The 18,777-nt window shown below is 37.9% G+C and carries 13 protein-coding genes; 5 read left to right on the top strand and 8 right to left on the bottom strand.

What is annotated here, in order from left to right:
* Positions 1–6: 6 nt before the first annotated feature.
* The 5 genes from ESA94_RS13765 to ESA94_RS13745 all read right to left on the bottom strand — a co-directional run bounded on the left by ESA94_RS13765 (position 7) and on the right by ESA94_RS13745 (position 3,136).
* A complete protein-coding gene (locus tag ESA94_RS13765) occupies positions 7–249 on the bottom strand; it encodes a DUF2188 domain-containing protein (protein ID WP_129131508.1) in 243 nt (80 codons plus the stop codon).
* Positions 250–260: 11 nt separating this feature from the next.
* Positions 261–887 (bottom strand): transcriptional repressor LexA, encoded by a 627-nt coding sequence (gene lexA / locus ESA94_RS13760; protein ID WP_129131507.1) that lies wholly within the window; start codon positions 885–887, stop codon positions 261–263.
* Positions 888–1,058: 171 nt separating this feature from the next.
* Positions 1,059–1,502: a hypothetical protein gene (locus tag ESA94_RS13755; protein ID WP_129131506.1), complete on the bottom strand. Its 444-nt coding sequence runs from the start codon at positions 1,500–1,502 to the stop codon at positions 1,059–1,061.
* On the bottom strand, positions 1,492–2,583 hold the full coding sequence (locus tag ESA94_RS13750; RefSeq protein ID WP_129131505.1) for a hypothetical protein: 1,092 nt from the start codon (positions 2,581–2,583) through the stop codon (positions 1,492–1,494). Before ESA94_RS13750 ends, ESA94_RS13755 begins: the two co-directional genes overlap by 11 nt.
* A 265-nt stretch (positions 2,584–2,848) precedes the next feature.
* On the bottom strand, positions 2,849–3,136 hold the full coding sequence (locus ESA94_RS13745; protein WP_129131504.1) for a helix-turn-helix domain-containing protein: 288 nt from the start codon (positions 3,134–3,136) through the stop codon (positions 2,849–2,851).
* A 191-nt stretch (positions 3,137–3,327) separates the two neighbouring features.
* On the opposite strand from ESA94_RS13745, the gene ESA94_RS13740 reads away from it, so the two are divergent.
* Positions 3,328–4,296 (top strand): helix-turn-helix domain-containing protein, encoded by a 969-nt coding sequence (locus tag ESA94_RS13740; RefSeq protein WP_129131503.1) that lies wholly within the window; start codon positions 3,328–3,330, stop codon positions 4,294–4,296.
* A gap of 371 nt (positions 4,297–4,667) precedes the next feature.
* Complete coding sequence (locus ESA94_RS13735) at positions 4,668–5,003, top strand: hypothetical protein (protein ID WP_129131502.1); 336 nt, start codon at positions 4,668–4,670, stop codon at positions 5,001–5,003.
* A 34-nt stretch (positions 5,004–5,037) separates the two neighbouring features.
* On the opposite strand, the gene ESA94_RS13730 is transcribed toward ESA94_RS13735, so the two are convergent.
* From ESA94_RS13730 to ESA94_RS13720, 3 genes are all read right to left on the bottom strand, one after another.
* Positions 5,038–6,411, bottom strand: coding sequence for a RagB/SusD family nutrient uptake outer membrane protein (locus ESA94_RS13730; protein WP_129131501.1), 1,374 nt, complete (start codon positions 6,409–6,411; stop codon positions 5,038–5,040).
* A gap of 16 nt (positions 6,412–6,427) precedes the next feature.
* Entirely contained in the window at positions 6,428–9,988 is a 3,561-nt protein-coding gene (locus tag ESA94_RS13725; protein WP_129131500.1) for a SusC/RagA family TonB-linked outer membrane protein, read from the bottom strand.
* Between the two features lie 134 nt (positions 9,989–10,122).
* A complete protein-coding gene (locus ESA94_RS13720) occupies positions 10,123–11,352 on the bottom strand; it encodes a FecR family protein (RefSeq protein ID WP_129131499.1) in 1,230 nt (409 codons plus the stop codon).
* A 717-nt stretch (positions 11,353–12,069) separates the two neighbouring features.
* On the opposite strand from ESA94_RS13720, the gene ESA94_RS13715 reads away from it, so the two are divergent.
* From ESA94_RS13715 to ESA94_RS13705, 3 genes are read left to right on the top strand one after another with little or no spacing between them, the layout of a single operon-like run.
* The gene (locus tag ESA94_RS13715; RefSeq protein WP_129131498.1) at positions 12,070–13,566 is read left to right on the top strand and encodes a hypothetical protein; all 1,497 of its coding nucleotides are present in this window, start codon (positions 12,070–12,072) and stop codon (positions 13,564–13,566) included.
* 22 nt (positions 13,567–13,588) lie between these two features.
* Positions 13,589–18,313: a DUF5977 domain-containing protein gene (locus ESA94_RS13710; protein WP_129131497.1), complete on the top strand. Its 4,725-nt coding sequence runs from the start codon at positions 13,589–13,591 to the stop codon at positions 18,311–18,313.
* Between the two features lie 10 nt (positions 18,314–18,323).
* Entirely contained in the window at positions 18,324–18,725 is a 402-nt protein-coding gene (locus tag ESA94_RS13705) for a hypothetical protein (protein WP_129131496.1), read from the top strand.
* Positions 18,726–18,777 lie beyond the last annotated feature (52 nt).

The raw sequence follows: 18,777 nt of genomic DNA, 5'->3' as shown, positions 1-18,777 counted from the left end.
TTGTGATTAATGTTTGGTGTCTTTACTAGATGTTGGATCGTTAGCAGGAGCAACAGTGTCACTATCTCTAATCTTGCCATCTAAGCCGTGAATGCGTACTTCACCGCCTCCAGAATTGGCAGCATATTCTTTTGCAGTTTTTTCTGCCTCTTTTTGCGTATCAGCAGAACCGCTTGACCTCTGGCCACCTTCTTTTTGAATATTCCATTTTCCAGTGTCTTTGTCTTTTGAAACGTGATAATTTGCCATGGTATTTTTTTTTAATTGTTTACTTTAGGAATAACGGCCGCAACGATTCCCTGAATTCTTAGATTGGATGTAACAATGATTGGCTGATGCGTAAGATTCGAAGATCTTGGAACCAAAGTAACAATCTGACCAGAGTGATGAAATTCTTTTACAGTTGCCTCATCATCAATTAAGGCAACTATGTTTTCGCCGTTGTCTGCATATTTTTTTTGCATTACAAGAATCATGTCACCATGATTAATTCCTGCCAAATCCATTGAGTCTCCTCTGACTTTCAACAGGAAGTATTTTTGACCGGACTTAATCAAAGATGTTGACACAGGAATCATTGCTTCAATGTTTTCGTCAGCAAAAATTGGTGTGCCTGCAGCAACTGATCCAATCAAGGGAATTGAAACAGTTCGTACGGTTTCAGTTTCCTCCAAATCCTTGATTAGTTTATAGCTGCCGTCGATTTTCTTTTTTAAAAATCCATTCGTTTCAAGCTCTTCCAGTAAAAGCATTGCAGAACGAGGTGATTTATATCCCATCGCTGTCATAAGCTCTCTCATTGATGGAAACCTAGAATTGTGCATTATCCAATTTCTAATGTGCCGGAGAGCTTCTTTCGCTTTAATACTTAAGTTTTCTTCACTCATTTTTATTGTATAATTGGTGTATAACACTGTATAACAAAATTAAAGCAATTTTTCACATACAACCTTGTCTTTTTAAAGCAAAGTTGTATATAATTGAATATCAATTATATACAAGGTATTTAGTAAAATGAAGGCAGGTGTTGAAAAAAGCTGATCGATAAGAGGAGTGTTTTACCCGACTAACAATTTTGCTTTGCCGGTTGCTACTTTCTCGAATAGGGTTTCATTTGTTTTCATGTCGTACACGAAGGGTAAAAACATTTGTAACGGTTTGGCCTGACCGAGAAGAATCATGCTGCATTGAATCTCTGTCCAATCGCTGAGGATCTTCCATGCGGTTTTGGCGGCTTGCTTTTGGAGTTGGTCTTTGGTGTCGAGACGAGGACGTTTTACGTCTTTCCAAAGTATGAGGAAACATTCTTCGGCTTGGGCTTTGAGGTGGAAGGGAAGTGTTTGCTGCAGCTGCTGGTCATACAATAGAAATGTGATGCCGGTGCATAGTTTATTTTGGTATTGCTTGTTGATGTTCGTTGCTCCGATCTCCACAAGTAGTTCTTCTATACGTGCCATGGATTTGCCTGCTTCTACTGATGAGGTGTAATTCTTAATGTTCATGTTGCTTGTTTTTTTGTGAATAAAAATGCTTTATTACTGCAATGCGTTTTGCAAGCAGAATGAAGTTTGGTTTGTCTTGTTGTACTAATGGGTTAGAGGGGTCATTGGTTTGGTATGCCTGCCATAGCTGACTAAGCGAATGCTGGTTTGTGCCGGTGAGTTGGTTGATACGTTCTGCCCAGGCTTTGTTTAGTACATCGTCCCCTAACGTTAGTGCCAGGTGTTTGAAATGCTCTGCTGTAACCTGGTGAAAGATCTTATTGCCTTCAAGGAAGCTTTCATAGAGATAGCTTAGTTCTTCTTCAACGGAAGGTTTAGCTGGAGTGCTGTTGCTATTTTCGGTTACAGGGTTGAGCATCCATTTGAGCGCAAGGGATTGCCAGTTTGTGATCGGTATCTTATCAGTCAGCATCCAGTTCTTTGCATTGTTGTAATGGAAAAACTTATGTGCTTCGGCGACAGGATAATTGTTTTCACGGAAGTATGCTTCGATTTCAGCAATTGCGGGTATTGATTTTAAGACACGGGGCGAACCTGTTTCTTTCTTTCTTTTTCTGTCCGGCTTATCAAAACTGTTGGGTGTGTTTGTAACACTGTTTTCTGTTTTACTGTTTGGTTTTATAATGTGTCCCATATTTGATACTGTGTCGGTCTTAGTATTGGTACTGGAAGGTCGCAAGTTTGCGACTCGTCCGGTCTCACTTTTAACCCTCGGGCTAAAGCCCGGGGCTATGTCACCAGGAGCTATGTCAAAGAGATCAAGTTGATGGTACCTAGTTTTTGGTTCTTCTTCTTTATCGAGCCGGACAATGCTGATACGGACGGCCTGAAATTTTGAAGCGGATGGATGGTAGTAAATGTATTTGGCCTCATGCAATTCCTTTACACACTTGTGATAGGTGTTCTTTGAAAGCTTGCTTAACTGCATGATATTTTCCCGGTAAATGGAAAAGGGATTGCCGAAGCGGTTGAAATTCCAATATTGAAATAATGCCATGTACAGACTTACATGGGATGATGAAAGACGATCATCTGTTTTAATACAGGTGAAGAATGCATTGAGGTGGCGGATGTAGTTCACAAAATGCAGTTATGTGTTATGAGTTTTGAGCCCTTCGACTGGCGCTCAGGATAAGTATTGTAACATGGCAAACAGTGTTTCCAGACAGGAAACATTTTGGCTAATCGTTTTTGTTGCTTTCTTTTTTTACGCTCAACTGCAGTGATTTTTGGTTTGCAGGTGTTTCGGTGTTTTAAGGTATGGCAACGGCCTTTGTATGGTTTGTAGTTCATGGTTCATAGTTGATGGTGAATCCTTCGACTTCGCTCAGGACAATATGCAAGTCTTAATCAATAGGTTTTGTGGCCAGCTGAAGATTGTGCCGGAGGATTTTTTCGATGTGATCGTAATCGTAATAGATGATGCCCCCTAGTTTGGTGTAGCTGAGTGTGCCGTTAATGCGGAGGGTTTGCAAAGTGCCGGGTGATACTTTCAGTAGTTTTTTAACCTCGTCTGTTTTGAGCCAACGTTTTAGTTTGAGGTTTTCGTCTTTTGGGAGAATGGTTTGTAGCTCCTGGAAGAGTTCGGTTTTGAACTGGTGAAGATCTTCCTTGGTTAAAATTTGCATCGACATATACGAGTTGTTTTGTTTGATGCAAATGGCGTGAGTTTTTTACTACTTAAAGCTTGCACTACTTGTACAAGGCTGCTGAAAAACCTGATCGTCAACTGATATTCGTTTGTTTTTTTGAACTGTCGTTGTGCCAAATAGCGGCATTTTGCATTATTAATGTTATTTTACATAAGAGGATTACCCAGCTACACATGAACGAACCCCTGCATGCACTCACCCATGCACAGTTGAAGTGGACTAGCCAACTTCCTGAGAATTTTCCCGGAGTACGACTCCCTGGAGGAATCGTTTTCTCCTGCACATCCGATTTTGGAACGATATGCATACAGGAATATGCAACAGCTGAATACAGAATCAGGTACAGTTGTATTGATGTTGTTGAACATTTTCAATATGAACGGAAAGAAATTGCAAAGGGAGTTGATTCGTTAATGCTCTTAAAGGGTAGCCTGATACAGGAATTTAATTCTTCGAAAAAAAATGAGTTGCTCGAAAATCAATGGAGGTTATTAAAAGCACCTTTAGAAATCATTACATCCACGCCAAGTATTGAGCAATATCTACAGAAGGTTTCAATTTGGTTTTCAGAAAGGTTTGTCAATAAATTGATTGGAATGTTTCCAATAGTGGCAACGCATATATCGGAGGACAAGGAGAGTATTCAATTCCCTAATACACCAGGATGGAATGATACAGAAACACTGCAATTTATTCAGAGCATACTTCGCTGTCCGTACGATGGGGAATGGAGGAAAGATTATTTTGATTCAAGAGCAAAGGATTTGTTGTTTAAGTTTTTCGTTAAAGTCAGCAGAGAGAAGCAGGTATTGGTAGATGTTGATGAAAGAGAAATTGGTAAAATCAACGAAGCAGCTAATCTGATTTTGAAAGATATACGCAAGCATTTTTTAATACCAGATCTTGCTAAAAGATTTCTAATGAATGAGTATAAATTCAAACGACTTTTTAAACAAGTATACGGTTTAGGGCCTTATGATTTTTTGCGTCAGGAAAGATTGAAAAAAGCAATCGAACTTTTACAGGAAGGTAAATCTGTAAAGTATGCAGCTATCGAAACAGGGTGGCGACCTGCGGACTTAGTTTTTGCTTATCGTGAAAAGTTTGGTACTACTCCCAGTAAAACGTTCCGCTCTAAATAAATGATAGCCAGCCCGCTGCCTGAAACCGATCTTCTAATTCCTGAAACCGACGTTGGTATTTTTGGAATGAAGCGCTTTTCATGCTGAACTTAGACTCATAAAGCTATTTATGAGAAATACATTTTTATCATCCGACTTATTGTTCAGGCATTCTACAGAACCTGAAAATTCTACCACAAGATTTGTTTCAAAATCAGCAGACCAGTTTTTATTCAGAAACAATCATAAGAACAAATCCTCATCAGCATACTGACGGGTTAAACTTTTTATTGCAATAAATCCACTGCCAAACCAAGGCCATGGTGAAGCAGCAGGGGTATTCTGAAAACCTGTAAAAGAGTAAGTAAATTATTTCACCAAAATTTCCAGTTATGAAAAAGATCGTTCTTCTTGCAGCAGTGATAGTTACTGCAGCTGTTGGTTTTGTACTTGCACAAAACAATTCAAAAGCAAGTAAAAAAGTGTTAACTACAACCGTGTGGTATTACACCGGCACAACCGATGAGGAAATTACAAATCCACTTTTCTACAGTCAAACAGGATCTGAAAGTGGTTGTGGCAGCACCGGAAATGTGCCTTGCGCCATCGATGTTCCAAACAACATGACACCAGGTGATGCTGAAGATGATCTGGAAGCCTACCTTGCACAGTTTGCAGAAGAACCTAGTGAACTGCTACCTGAAGCAAGAAGCAGAAAGACCTTGTAACAAGAATAGGAGAGGGCAATCGTGCCCTCTCTTGTTATCTCGGATTCTGCGGCATGCCCGTCATTTTTATAATATCTTCGGGTATTGGCAGTGCAAACCTCAAAGAATTTGGATCAAGAACATATTCCTGTGCGTTGATTATTCTGCGTAGACTAATGTTATATCCTTCTTTGTTTAACCTTTTAATGTCTAACCATCGTAGACAACGCATTTGCAATTGTTTTCTTCTTTCAGTCAATATTATATTCAGTGCGTCCTGTTTTGAATTAAAAAAATAAGGTTGATACGTCCCTTGCTTCCATCTTGTAACAAGAAGTTTGTTTAAATCAATAGCTGCTTCATTTAATCTTTCAGCTCTTGCATGCAATTCTGCACGCATAAGATAGAGTTCGTCAGTACAGATTCCTGTAAACAAGCCAATATTTCCATCATAACCTCCTTTAAAACCATAAGTGCCATTATTATTGCTTCTGAAGAAAAGAGTTTTTCGGAGATCGTTTGAATCGAATGAACGATAGAGATTTGAGTCAACTTTTGCTCTAGCATTCAGAAGAATTGAAGGCGTGTTTACCAGCGAATAAAAAATAACTTCTGCATTAAACGGCTGGAATGGGAATGATGCTGTTGGTTTTATTTCAGGTGAATTGTTATAGTTAAGCAGTGTGTTTTTATAGGTTATAGCAATATCGGCATATTTATAGCAACTGTCGTACTCTCTCATCGATAGATACACTCTTGCCAACAGACCGGCAGCTGCTGGTTTTGAGGGACGAGTTACTGCTTTGGGTACAATATCAAGTAACCCCAAAGCATTTTTAAGATCATCTATTATAAGCGTATGTGTTTCCTGTGCCGAGTTCCTTTGCGAGGGAGCATTAAAGTCTGTTGTAAGACGAAGCGGAATTCCTAAATCTGATGAAGCTGTAGATTTATCGTATGCAAGCGACCAGATATTTGCAATACGAAAGAAAAGGCGGGCACGCAAAAAATACGCCTGGCCTTTGATATTATTCCAATCCGCTTTAGTAGCAGGCAAAGGTTCAATTTTATCTATTGCTTCTAAAACAGTATTAGCATAGTAAAGTGAACTGTAGGCTGATGACCATTCCAGTGAAGGAATAGGAAATAAATTGTCTTTTTCCCAAATGTACATTCGCCTATGCTGTTCGTTTTGTGATTGCCAATCGGAAGTTGTTAAGTAGTAGTCGTCGGAACTTATTTCATCTGACCCGGGATCGTTTATGTTTAACCGACTATATCTGTCTAACAAACCCTGTAATTCAGGTAATGTATCAGGAGTATCTACGCCACTCACCGGCTTTTGTTCTAGATATTTTTTGCAACCTGCAAATACTGTCAATAAAATGCACCAAGCAGTATATATAATGTAAGTTTTGATTTTATGCATACAATGTGATTTACAATTAGAAATTAGTTCTGATTCCAAATGAAATAGTCAAAGACGGCGGTATGGTTAACAAATATTCAGGATCAATACCGGATTTAGTTGATGACCAAATAATGCCGATGTTATTCATGTTTGAATAAAAGTCCATTCGTTTAATGGCCAATTTTTTCATCCAGCTTTTGTTTAGTGAATAGTTCACCGATATGTATTGTAAACGGATATGGTCGGCCCTCTCAACCATTATTTGCGAATTAAGATAGAATGCATCCCGATTTGAACTATTCGGGTATGGCATCGATGGAATATTCGTGAATTTTTCATCACCCGGACTTTGCCACCTTTCCGCAATTTCTTTATGCTGGAATTGAGAAACTGTAAGTGATGTATATTCTATACCAGGACGCCTGAAGTAGTGACCGAATTTGTACATCAACCTTGCCGTTACAGAAAGTTCTTTCCACGTGATTGTATTCCCCAATGAACCGAAAATTGTTGGTAATACGTATCCGTGGTAATTCAAATCGGTAATCTGTGTTGATGCGCCAGTTAACCGAGAATAGTCTTTGGAAATGTTACCAGCGAAATACCCTTGCGGATCACCTGTAGCAGGGTCAAGGCCAGCCCATTTATAAGAAAACATGGCGTAAACAGGTTTTCCTTCAATGCCGGTTATATTATTTTGTTTACCAACGAACAGACTACCTCTTTGGGAAGAGATGTAATAACGATCAACCCGGTCTTTATTCATGCTGAAGTTTACATCCAGTATCCACTTAATGGATTTGTCGATTACCAAACTATTTAACTCAAGATCAAAGCCCTTAGTAGCCATAGACGCTACATTCTTTTCTACAGTGATACCAATGCCCGAAGTGTAATCAATCGGGATCACTCCAAACAGATCGATTGATTTCTTAATGTAATAATCGAGTGAAGCTTTAACTCTGTTCCCTTTTAATGTCATATCTATCCCTCCATTAATAGTGCCTACTTTTTCCCATCGTAGTTCCGGATCGGCAAAAGACAAGAATGCATAGGTTGGTAGTTGAGTATAAGGCGACATTGAACTTGCGGAAGTAGTTGTTACTGCCAGTTTATTTGGATTAACGTTACCACTGTAACCATAACTCAGTCTTAACTGCAAGGATTGAATGGGTTTTAACCGGAAAAATTTTTCTTTGGAAATATCGTATTTACCACCAACTGACCAGAGTGGTGTCCATTTATTATTTGTACTAACTCCAAACTGGTTTGATGCGTCTCTTCTTGCACTCGTTGAAACTGTATATTTTTTATTGAGGGTATATGATGCATTCCCAAAGAATGATACAAAGCGCAGATTGCTTTTTGAATAGGGGCTGCCTAGTGAAGGAATCTGCATATTGGTGCCATTAACCAAACTAGGATATAAGTTGATGTTATCGACTGTGCCGCTCGATAAGGGATCTTCTATATATCCATAAGTTCTGAATTTACCAGTGTTTAACAGTCGCTGTCTTATTTCACTTCCTGCAATAAATATAAGTTCAGATTTTTGCCACTGCTTTGCGTAGTTGACTCCTGATCTAAAGTTTGAACCGACCAAAGATTCGTTTGCAACATCATAGATTCCTCCCGGAGGTATTTTATTTATAACAGTGCCGGATGCGTAATTAATTTGCGAGAATGTGTTTACTAAGTCACGGGCAAAGTAACTGTTAGCGGAATAGTTGCTGATACCCTCAGCCTCTTCCCGTTCTAACTGATAGAGTAAGTTAACAGACAGCGATTTTGCCAACTTATAATCAAGAGCAACATTGAGTAAGGTATTCCTCGTTTTTTGCGTGAATGTTTCAAACCTGTTGTTTGTTAAAGGATAATAATGCCAGTTTAAAAGTCTGCCAGCTCCAACAGTATCAAGATAGGAGAGACGATAAAGTTTTTCGTAGGGCATAGCAATGCCGTTTTCATCGGCAAGCCTGGCGTAAGGATATAAACCAATGTTACCGGTAACAGCACGGTAAGAAAGATTGCCGGAGTTTGAATAAGATTCAATTAAAGTTGCACCTGTAGCTAATAATAGCCGGTTTCCAATGCGAAATGTATTTTGCAATCTTACCGATCCTCTTTTGTACCCGGCTGAAAGATTATCTGAATTATTATCGAAACCTGCAGACAATAACCATGCATGATTGCCTGACCCGCCTTTTGTAGTTATAGCATATTGCTGGCTTAAGCCTGTTTTATAAAGGTATTTGTTGAAATCGTTACGAACATCCTGCGAATGAAGTTGATTGATGGCTGCATCTGCTTCTGTTGCTGTTATTTTTCCATTTCTTTTTTTAAACAGCAGTTCATATACCGGTGAAAACGGAGGTTTGTTGATATTATTGGTATCTGCAAAACGAAACCCATTGCTGAAAAGGAACAGTTCTGCATCGATATAATCTGAAGCAGAAGCCTGTGGCAGGTACCATAGATCGGGCTTTAATGTGATCGTTGAGTTTATGTTTAACTCTGTAGTTATAGGTTGGTTAAACTTTGATTTCTTTGTTGTAATAACGATAACACCATTACCGGCTTTAGTACCCCATATTGAAGCAGCTGCTGCATCTTTCATGATGCTGATGTTTTCAATATCGTTTGGATTCAGGTTGTCGATATTACCTTCAAACGGAAAATTGTCAACAATGATTAATGGTGATTTCGGACCACGGATTGAACTCAATCCCCTGATTCGAAAACCAGGCGAACTACTTGAACGATCTACATAAAAGCTATTGGTAACAGCTTCCAGACGACTCATAATATCGGATGAAACCTGCTGGTTAAATGTTTTATTATCGATAAAGGAAAAGGAACCGGTTGCTCTTTCTTTCGGAATCAGCTGGAAGCCGGTACTAAGATTAATCGTTACTTCACTCAGCTGATTTATTTTTTGAGACAACGCAATCTCAATATAAGCTTCTCCTTTCCATTTGTATTCAACTGTTTCATAGCCCACATTCGAAATAATTAAAACCGTTTCCTGTTCCAGAACGGGTATTGTAAATTCTCCTTTGCTGTTTGTTGAAAATGCATTGTTTTTATTTTTCATTGTTATTGTGGCACCAATCAGAGGTTCACCTTTTTGGTTGGTTACCTTGCCGCTAACTCCGGAACTATTCATGGGCTTATTACTATCTGTTCTTTTTGTAACGATGATATAACGGCCTGATAGTTTATACGTAAAAGGCTGCTCGTAAAAACAAACTCTAAGAACACTCTCTAATGAAGCGGACTTTATATTTATCGATACCGGTTTACTTTGTTGCAATTCTTCCTTTGTATAAATAAACCGATAGCCCGATTGGCTCCTGATTTCAGTAAAAACAGTTTCAAGGCTTACGTTAGTAAAAGAAAGCGTGAGTAATTGACTCTTGGCTGATGCCTGAAATGAAAAAATTACGGTTAAAAAGAAGATGAATTTTATCATCCTTAAGCGTTTGCAGGTTAAACAATGTCGTTTGCGGGTGGTTGTTTGTAAAGTGCCCGAAATAGCAGAAGGGCAACTGAAGGCAGCATCTTTACAGATGCCGCCAGCAATTTTTAATTCCATACTTTTGAATTGGTTTAGTTAATAATATCCCATTCGGGAAACGATCTGCACAGGTTGTTTTGTTAATTAGCCGTTTAACCGCTTCGTCCGCTAACGAGGCGGTTTTTAGCTTTGTTATACCATAGGCAATGAGTTTAAGGTTTTACAATTATTTTGTTATCCTGTAATGTAAAATGAACGTGCCCTGTTTGTTCCAGGAGGTAAAGAAGTTGTGCTGCTGTTACATTCCTTTCAATTGAAGCATTAAAGTGGTAATTTATCTTGCCTTTATATTCAACATCTATGTTGTACCACCTGGATACCTGTTTCATAATAGCTTCAATGGATGCGTTTTTAAACTCGAACCAGCCGTTTTTCCATGCCAGCATTTCTTCTTCATTTACTAATGGACTAATATTTATTTTCCCGTTCGTAAACATTGCAAGCTGACCTTTATGCATGTATGTGATGTTTCCTGTAACGGATGTTACTTGAATTTTACCCTCAGTTAAAGCAATGGATGTGTTGTTCTCTTCTTTATACGCATTGATGTTGAAACTTGTACCCAGTACTTTGATCTCTGCTTTTTCCTGCCTTCCATTATTATTTGCGGAAAACGTTACATAGAAAGGCTGTTGTTCATTTTTTATAACATCTACGAAAACTTCTCCGGTAATTTCGATTTGACGTTTAGTTTTATGAAACACAGAAGGAAAACGAATACTGCTCTCTGCATTCAGCCAAAAAGTTGAACCATCGGGCAGTTTTAGCTGATAGTGTGCCCCCCTCGGAACAGAAAGTGTGTGATACTGTAATTCGCCTTGTTCCCCTTCCAGAGTATAAGGGGAGTATACAAGGCGGCCGTTGTCATAGCTGAAACCAAGCTTACCAGCCTGCAGCGATTTTTCATTTACTGAATCGAGCAGTATTGTTTCGCCGGTTGCAAGCGTGAGCATTGCTTTGCCTGAACCCGGTTTAATTTCTGCAAGACTTGTAAATGAGTGGACTTTCACAGGAGTATTATTTCTTGTAAAAACATATATACCAACTAAAAGCAGCAGTGATGCTGCAACTGCATAAGGCAGCCATTTCATTTTTCGTACTTTACTCTGATGCGTTGATTGTTGTTCTACCAGCTGAGCTTTGATAATACTGATTGCTTTTTTGCTATTAAAGGAGTTGTAAGATTTTAACGCTTCATCCAGCTGAGAGGGATTTGTAAGCCTGGCAAACAGTTCAACATTGTGATCGTTTAACGTAATCCAATCATCCAGTTCGTCTTTTTCTTTATCTGTTAATGTACTTCGGATGTAACCTGTAATGAGAAATGCAATGCGGTCTGCATTTTCAATGCTAAGAGGTGATATGGGTGTTTTATTTTCCATTACAGTAATAGTTTAAGTGGTATAGCCTAAGAAATATACTGCTTTTCTTACAGCTTTTATAGAGCTGCAGGGTTAAACCTGCAAAGCCCTATAATCAACATGAGGTAAATAAGACAACAAAAACTGGAATAAGAGTTAAAACACTCTCGACAATATTTGAAAAGTGTGGCTTTTGTTTCCACGAGCAGTTACATAAAATAAAAAATAACTATCAATTGAGATAAAAGCTATGCTTATCTAATTTATTATGTATCCTTATGGTTTGGTATAATGATACCAACAATAGTTTAATTTTAAACGATCATTGATTTGAATAAGTGTTTATGCTTAAAAACTAAAAATACCTGAAAAGTAAGATTCTTAATATCTGTGATTTTTCTCTTCTTGTGTGTGTCAATGTGAGTATAAGTGGGTAAATGTGGATTTAAATCCTATTTTAAACTGATTCGAATTACTTAAAGCTACTTGGAAAAATGAATTTTAGTAAATAATATTGATTGGCCAAAATTAACTATGACCATCTTACAAATGAGAAGTACCATCCTTAATCTGTTTGCTTCCTCAAGCACCATCTTCAAGTTCTGCACTCCAAATTATTCAGATAGCCTTTTCAACTGCGATAGTTAATGTATTTGTGTGCTGAGTAGGCCTTTCGCCTCAAAAATTATCCCTTTAATCTCTATTAGGCTTGACATTATGTTGAGTAAAACAAAGAATATGACAAAACTGGTTACGATTAAGATTGTAATGATCTATCATACAAACTTGCTGTTGCTTTTTATTGGATTTTTATTTTTTGCGAATCAGTCCTTTGGTCAAGACAGTTCAGGAACATTTGAGACTATTCACAAAAAAGTAATCAAAAGTACCTCTTATAAAGTTGAAACTATCGAAAAGAAAATTACAAATCGAGCAAGAAAACGCTTGGAATTGCTATTGAAAACTGAGCAAAAATTAAAGAACAAATTAAATTCATCAGATTCCAATTTTTTACAAGAGTTGTTTCCGGAAGATTTATTCGCAAAATACAATTTGCTGATAGAGAAATTTAGCAGTACCAATAATGCTACAGGAAACTCACTAATGCGGGGTGCTTATTTACCATTTGTTGATTCTACACATCAGGTAATGGCATTTCTTGCAAGTCAGAATGAAATGCTAAATGGCGTTGTGTCAAAAAATGTTCAACAGCAGGCCGGTGATGTGCTCAAGAAAATAAAAATTATCGAGAGCAAATTTAACTCAGCCGATCAGGTGGAACAATTCATTAAACAACGGACAGCGCAATTGCGGCAAGTATTTCTAAGTCGTGGCAAAACCAGTCTAGCTACGCTGAAAGCTTTTAATTCTTATGCAAAACAGGTTCAGTATTATAGTCAACAAGTAAAAGAACTTAAAGAACAGTTGAATGAACCTGAAAAGGTATTAAGCAGCACGTTAAAACATCTTAATAAGATACAGGCTTTTCAAACATTCATGGCAAAACATTCCTTTTTGGCTCAGGCGTTTCCATCAGGCGATAATTATCAGACAACAACTCAAACCGTAGGATTGCAAACAAGAATGCAAATTAGCGAGACTATTAAAAATCAAACCGGGCAGGTAATGAATTATGAAGGATTGGTAAAGAACCAAGCCTTAAAAGTCAATCAAAGTATGAATACCGGTGGAATTGTAACCCTTCTCAAGAAAGCAAAAGGCGAACTGAAAACTTTCCAAGTGAAAGTGAATAGTCAAAAAGGAAAGAACATAAAAGACAGAATTGAATATGGTTTCAATATGCAAACATTGCAAAGAACAAATTATTTTCCCAATGTGCTTGAGATTGGGGGTTCAATGGGATATAAAATAAATGATCAGAGTATAGCAGGATTAGGCCTGTCATACCGAGCAGGACTTGGAACTGATATAGAGCATATTCGTTTATCACACAATGGTATAGGGCTTCGTACTTATATCGACTGGAAAATCAAAGGCCACATTTTTATTAGTGGCGGATTTGAATATAATTATCAAGGTGTTTTTTCAGCAAGCGATTTCGTTAAAAAGAATATGGTATGGGGCAAAAGCGGATTGTTGGGAGTGACAAGTATTGTACCAGTAAAATCCAGTTTCTTCAAAGCCACAAAAATTCAACTACTGTGGGATTTTCTTAGCTATGATCAACTTCCACGAACTCAACCTTTCAAATTCAGAGTCGGATACAATTTCTAATCTGGTTTAATAATTAAAAATTTTGCTACTCGATAAATCAAAAAAAATGGGTAAAAGGTATTTGTTATTTTTTGTTTTGTTATTCAGCATTCATCAAGTATCAGGACAGGTGCAATTACAAAATGGTAGCGCAACTTTTTCGCTTCCTATGTTTGAATGGAAAGACCATAAGAGCAACCTTTTCCTTTCCGTGGGAATGAATTATAATTCTGGCAATGGATTAAGGGTTAATGATATCGCATCAAACGTTGGTCAAGGATGGAATTTAGTTTCGGGTGGTGTCATATCCAGGATGCAGGTTGGCGAACCTGACGACCAATATCCTTATAATGGCAACGGTACCCCTGAAGATATAAAGAAGTATCCGGCTGGTTATTTGTATGCCCAAAACGCCGCAGGATTAGGATGCCCGGAAAATTTAAAAAGATATCCATTATACAGAAGTCAGAATCAGGTTTATTCGCAACGAAATGTTGTGGCTGAGGATAAACAACTGGACTATTTTTATTTTCAGTTTAATGGTAAATCGGGAGTTTTTGTTATCGATACAATTGGTGATGATCACGGTGTTGCATTAAATGATGAACGGATAAAAATCACATTTGAACACAACGCAAATTTGAGCTTCTCCCAAGGAAGCATACGAACCACTATACAATCTTTTACAATTCAGGATGTTGATGGCTTATTGTATAAGTTTTCAACTTTGGGTGTGAGTAGAGTTTTAACCACAAAGTATTGTGACCAAAGTTTTACACATATAAAATCACAGCCCAAGTTTAAAAATAATAAGGTTTTTTATCAAACTGGGTTTCCTGACCAATATGCATATAAGCCTTGGGTGGTTGGTAGTTGGTATCTTACTGAGATTCGTGATCCATTTACCAACAGAGTAATTAACTTAACTTATCAGACGAGAGTTATTAATAATCAGGCAGGTGATGAGGTAAGTTTTATGAAAGGACGAAAAGATTATGCTGTGATAAACCGGAAAAAAACGCATAACTATCTTCCAGAAATCTCTTCAATAACAACGCCGGATGGGCATACCGTTGATTTTGTTTACGGAAGTGATCGTCTTGATTATAACGGACTAAAAGTTTTGAATGCTGTTGATGTAAAGTATAATAACAGATACGTTTCAAAGTATCATTTTAATACGAGTTACTTTATCCTTAGACGCTATGGCACTCCGCAGACTGCTGAACAGAGAAAAGTATCCCGCTTGTGCTTATTAGGTGTTCAGAAATATGGTGTTGATTTAAAAGAAGAGGCTCAGTCATATAAATTTGATTATTATTTGGGTTCTGCAGCACCCGACGATTTTGTCCCGCCTTATTTTTCCAGTATGAAGGATAACTGGGGATTTCATAACGGATATAAGAGCCGAGCTTATAATACCACATTCCTTTTTGGCCTCATCACAATATCTGGCAATACTCCGCTGGATGCAGCATTACTAAATTCCAATCAAGCTAAAGGTCTTTGCTTTTTACAAGAAGGGAATAGCGATATCTATATTAATCCAAATGATGGGTATGCAAAAAATGGGTTACTAAAGCAGATAATATTACCCAGCGGAGGTGCAGTCAAATATAATTATTCTCAAAACAAGGGAGTATTAAATGCAACAGAGCAATCAGTTGGGGGAGTCCATGTCTCTTCAGTGAGTTCAACCGACGGCGGTTATGCGAACGGCTGTGACAACCCTCTTGTGACAAACTATAAATATGTCCTTGATGGCGTTGGTAATCAATCCTCATTGTGGGGGTTGGAAAAACCATTACATTCATTGCAGACCTCCAGTTATTATAAACCTGAATCAAGATATTATCGATATGATCTGACACAGTGTGGAATATTTGGATGTTGTGAGTGGAGATTTAAATATCCAGGAATTCCCTCCTTAGATCAGGCTATTAATTTGGGAACATGGATGAATATTTTGAACGTTGGTTCGCAGGTTTTGAGTGTAGTTTCTGCCGTTTTAACAGTAATTGATGTTATTACATTAATTACCGCCCCAACGCCAGGTGTGATAGTAGCCGTTGCCCTTGATATTTTGGTCGGGTTATTGGATGTAGCATTAACCTGTATTGGAGATCAGGACAAAACTTATACTACGGATGTTTTTTATAATTCGGATATAGGTTCAGTCAGCCCGATGCCAACTCAGTTTAAGCGAGTCGAGGTCGTCGAAGGGGAAGGGGGTAATGGAAAAACTATACATGAGTTTACAGACGACTCCTATTATTCCTTGTGGGCACCAACAAATACTGCTTTATCGTCCAAACAGCGATTTGCGCCATGGGCTTATGGACTTCCTAGTAAAATAATATATAAAGATGCGGCAAACAGTAAAGTAAAAGAAATTGAACATCAGTATGAGTTTGTAACATATGATTTGGGACGTGATCATGGAGTAAGTAAAATGGAATGTGTGAAATGTTTTGTGAAGAAGGCTTCTTCGCAGCGGCACACTGACTGGGCTAATTCCAATGTAAACTATGCAGCAACATCCAATTCTGAAATGCTGGTGGATATGTACAATATTCGTGTAGGAAGGGCAGACCTTATAAGTACGATTGAACGGAGTTATAAACCAAACGATGAATCGGTATTTGTTGCAAATAAAACAGATTATACTTATGATTTCTGGACAAATGAGGTGGCAAGGATAGTAACAAAGAATAGCAATAATGACCAGTCAGAAACTATCATTACCTATAATGGGGAGCAAACAGCTGGCGTTTTTGGTATTCTGAAAAACAACAATGTCTTAAATCTTCCTATTAACACAGTAAAATACAGCACAAAGAATGGTGGGGCTTTAAAGTTAATAGAAGAAAGTTCAAGTGTTTTTACACAGGTTGGAAATGGAAATATTAAACTATATCAAACGCTTTCTCGTGATTTAACAAAACCTGTTGATCTCTGGCCAAGCCCGCCGTCTTTAACAGTAAAGCAAACTTATTCATATGATGCATCTGGTAATTTGGTATTACAAAAGGATGATGCAAACAGGAAAATCAGAAAGATGTACGACTACGATGATAAATTTGTTGTAGCAGAGATCATCAACGCAGATATTACGGATAAAGTACTTTACACAAGCTTTGAAAATGCAAATAACTATGGCGGTTGGACTACAGGCGGGTCAGCTAATACAAGTACGCTTCCAATAATTACTGGTGCTAAAGTTTTTCAATTAGTTCAAGCACAGAATTACATCACAGCAACTGGCCTTGGTTTAAATAGAACATATTTGTTGTCATTCTGGGCCTCTGGAAATGTGGGAATTGTAGGTGGGGCAACGCTCCTGAAGAATGGGCCAACAATTAATGGGTTTTCTTATTATGAGTATGACATCGCCTCAGGGACTAACACGATAACAATTTCATCTACGTCAGGAAGTATTTATATTGATGAATTGCGCCTTTATCCGAAGGATGCAAGAATGCAGACAACAACTTATGACCCTCTGGTAGGTCAGACCACAACTTGTGATGCTAATAATCGTCTTACTTTTTATGAGTATGATAATTTAGGAAGGTTGCAGTTTATCCGTGACGAAAAGCGAAACATTGTAAAAGCGTATGAATATAATACAGTTTCAAATGCTAAAATGAACGGCTGCCCTGTTACTTACTATAATCAATTAATTACAGAGGATTTCAGGAAAAGCAATTGTGGTTCAGGTTATGTCGGCGGTTTGGTCCAATACATCGTTCCGGCCAATAAGTATAGTTCATTGATCAGTCAACAAGATGCTGATAGAAAAGCTGAAGACGAACTTGCTGCGTTTGGGCAAGCTAATGCGGATAACACAAGTAGTTGTATTCAGGTTTGGGTTAATCAAGCAGTATCATTGACCGATACTACGGAAAATTGTTCACCAGGATGGATTGGCGGACCTGTTACGTATACTGTCCCGGCTGGAAGATACTCTTCAACAATTAGCCAGGCCGATGCAAATGAACAAGCTTTGGATGAAGCAGAAGCGAATGCACAGGAGTACGCTAATCAAAACCCTAATTGTATTTATACAACAGCACCGGACTGGCAATGGCAGGATACTACAAACAATTATTATTGCCAAACAATCAATGGGCAGTTGCCTGCACACATTTTTGTGCTGGAAAAGGATATGAACCCCAACAGCAGCACCTATAGCCAAATAAGGTGGAAAGATGCTGGCCCTTCTGATTTCTGCCCCTCTAATACTTATTACAATTCTGAGCAAAGTGCAAGTTTTACAAGGGATGATTGTGGTTCTGGATACAACGGTTCTTCTGTAACATACACGGTTCCTCCTGGTAAATACAGTTCAACCGTCAGTCAGGCAGCAGCTGATCAACTTGCACTAAATGAAATTATTGCCAATGGACAAACATATGCAAACTCAAATGGACAATGTACACCCGCTGTGATTTACGCTAGGCTTACAACAGAAAATTGGAGTTATGGGTATAATCAAGAGTATGCAGATATTATAATACGATTTTACAGCGATGCAGCTTGTACACAACCAGTATCGGTAAATGGGCTAGATATAAATATTATGGATGCTACAGACTATTATGACTATTACTATGGTTGGTATTCAAGTTCGAATCCATATACTATTACAGCTTATGGATATGAAACTGTTCTTAATTATTCAGTTCTTATGTATGAGCAAAGCACTTGGTATGAAATGTATCGATATATTTATTTGGAACCGGGCACAGGATATTCAATACAATAAAAATCATAACATGAAATTCATTAAAGTACTTTTCTCGTTTTTCAGCTTTATTGGTGTACTAAATCAAGTTTCCGCTCAGGCTCCAAAAGAGTTAAATCAAGAGAATTCTATAGCGTTTGCAAAACGAGAAACGGACAGCTTGCAAAAAGTTCTGAATTTGAATATTAATCAGGCAAAACAATTGAATTCAATAGAAAGGACGTTTCTTGAAAAACGGTTGAATATTCCAAGACAGATTACTTCTTCTGAACGGGCAGCACTTATTAGAGAGATTGAGATATGGCATACAAATCAATTGAAGGAAATATTTTCAGCAGCGCAGTATAAAAAATATATTGAAGTTGTTGAAGAGAAAAAACGTAAATCAATTGAAAAGCAAAAAAGCTTTGAACAGAAACATAAAAAAGGGTAAGCTCCAGTTGCGTCCATAATCACTATGTAATTTGAAAACTGAACTGCTAAAA

Origin of the sequence: Lacibacter luteus, from assembly GCF_004118265.1 — a bacterium.
In the GTDB taxonomy this organism is placed as follows: domain Bacteria; phylum Bacteroidota; class Bacteroidia; order Chitinophagales; family Chitinophagaceae; genus Lacibacter; species Lacibacter luteus.
The sequence above is the reverse complement of the archived record's forward strand: the minus strand, read 5'-3'. Positions and strand labels throughout refer to the sequence as shown.

Excerpts from the sequence above, each read along its gene's own strand:
- ESA94_RS13745 (WP_129131504.1), bottom strand. The coding sequence starts at position 3,136 with ATGTCGATGCAAATTTTAACCAAGGAAGATCTTCACCAGTTCAAAACC.
- ESA94_RS13720 (WP_129131499.1), bottom strand. The coding sequence starts at position 11,352 with ATGGAAAATAAAACACCCATATCACCTCTTAGCATTGAAAATGCAGAC.
- ESA94_RS13765 (WP_129131508.1), bottom strand. The coding sequence starts at position 249 with ATGGCAAATTATCACGTTTCAAAAGACAAAGACACTGGAAAATGGAAT.
- ESA94_RS13705 (WP_129131496.1), top strand. The coding sequence starts at position 18,324 with ATGAAATTCATTAAAGTACTTTTCTCGTTTTTCAGCTTTATTGGTGTA.
- ESA94_RS13730 (WP_129131501.1), bottom strand. The coding sequence starts at position 6,411 with ATGCATAAAATCAAAACTTACATTATATATACTGCTTGGTGCATTTTA.
- ESA94_RS13715 (WP_129131498.1), top strand. The coding sequence starts at position 12,070 with ATGACAAAACTGGTTACGATTAAGATTGTAATGATCTATCATACAAAC.
- ESA94_RS13735 (WP_129131502.1), top strand. The coding sequence starts at position 4,668 with ATGAAAAAGATCGTTCTTCTTGCAGCAGTGATAGTTACTGCAGCTGTT.
- lexA (WP_129131507.1), bottom strand. The coding sequence starts at position 887 with ATGAGTGAAGAAAACTTAAGTATTAAAGCGAAAGAAGCTCTCCGGCAC.
- ESA94_RS13740 (WP_129131503.1), top strand. The coding sequence starts at position 3,328 with ATGAACGAACCCCTGCATGCACTCACCCATGCACAGTTGAAGTGGACT.
- ESA94_RS13725 (WP_129131500.1), bottom strand. The coding sequence starts at position 9,988 with ATGGAATTAAAAATTGCTGGCGGCATCTGTAAAGATGCTGCCTTCAGT.
- ESA94_RS13755 (WP_129131506.1), bottom strand. The coding sequence starts at position 1,502 with ATGAACATTAAGAATTACACCTCATCAGTAGAAGCAGGCAAATCCATG.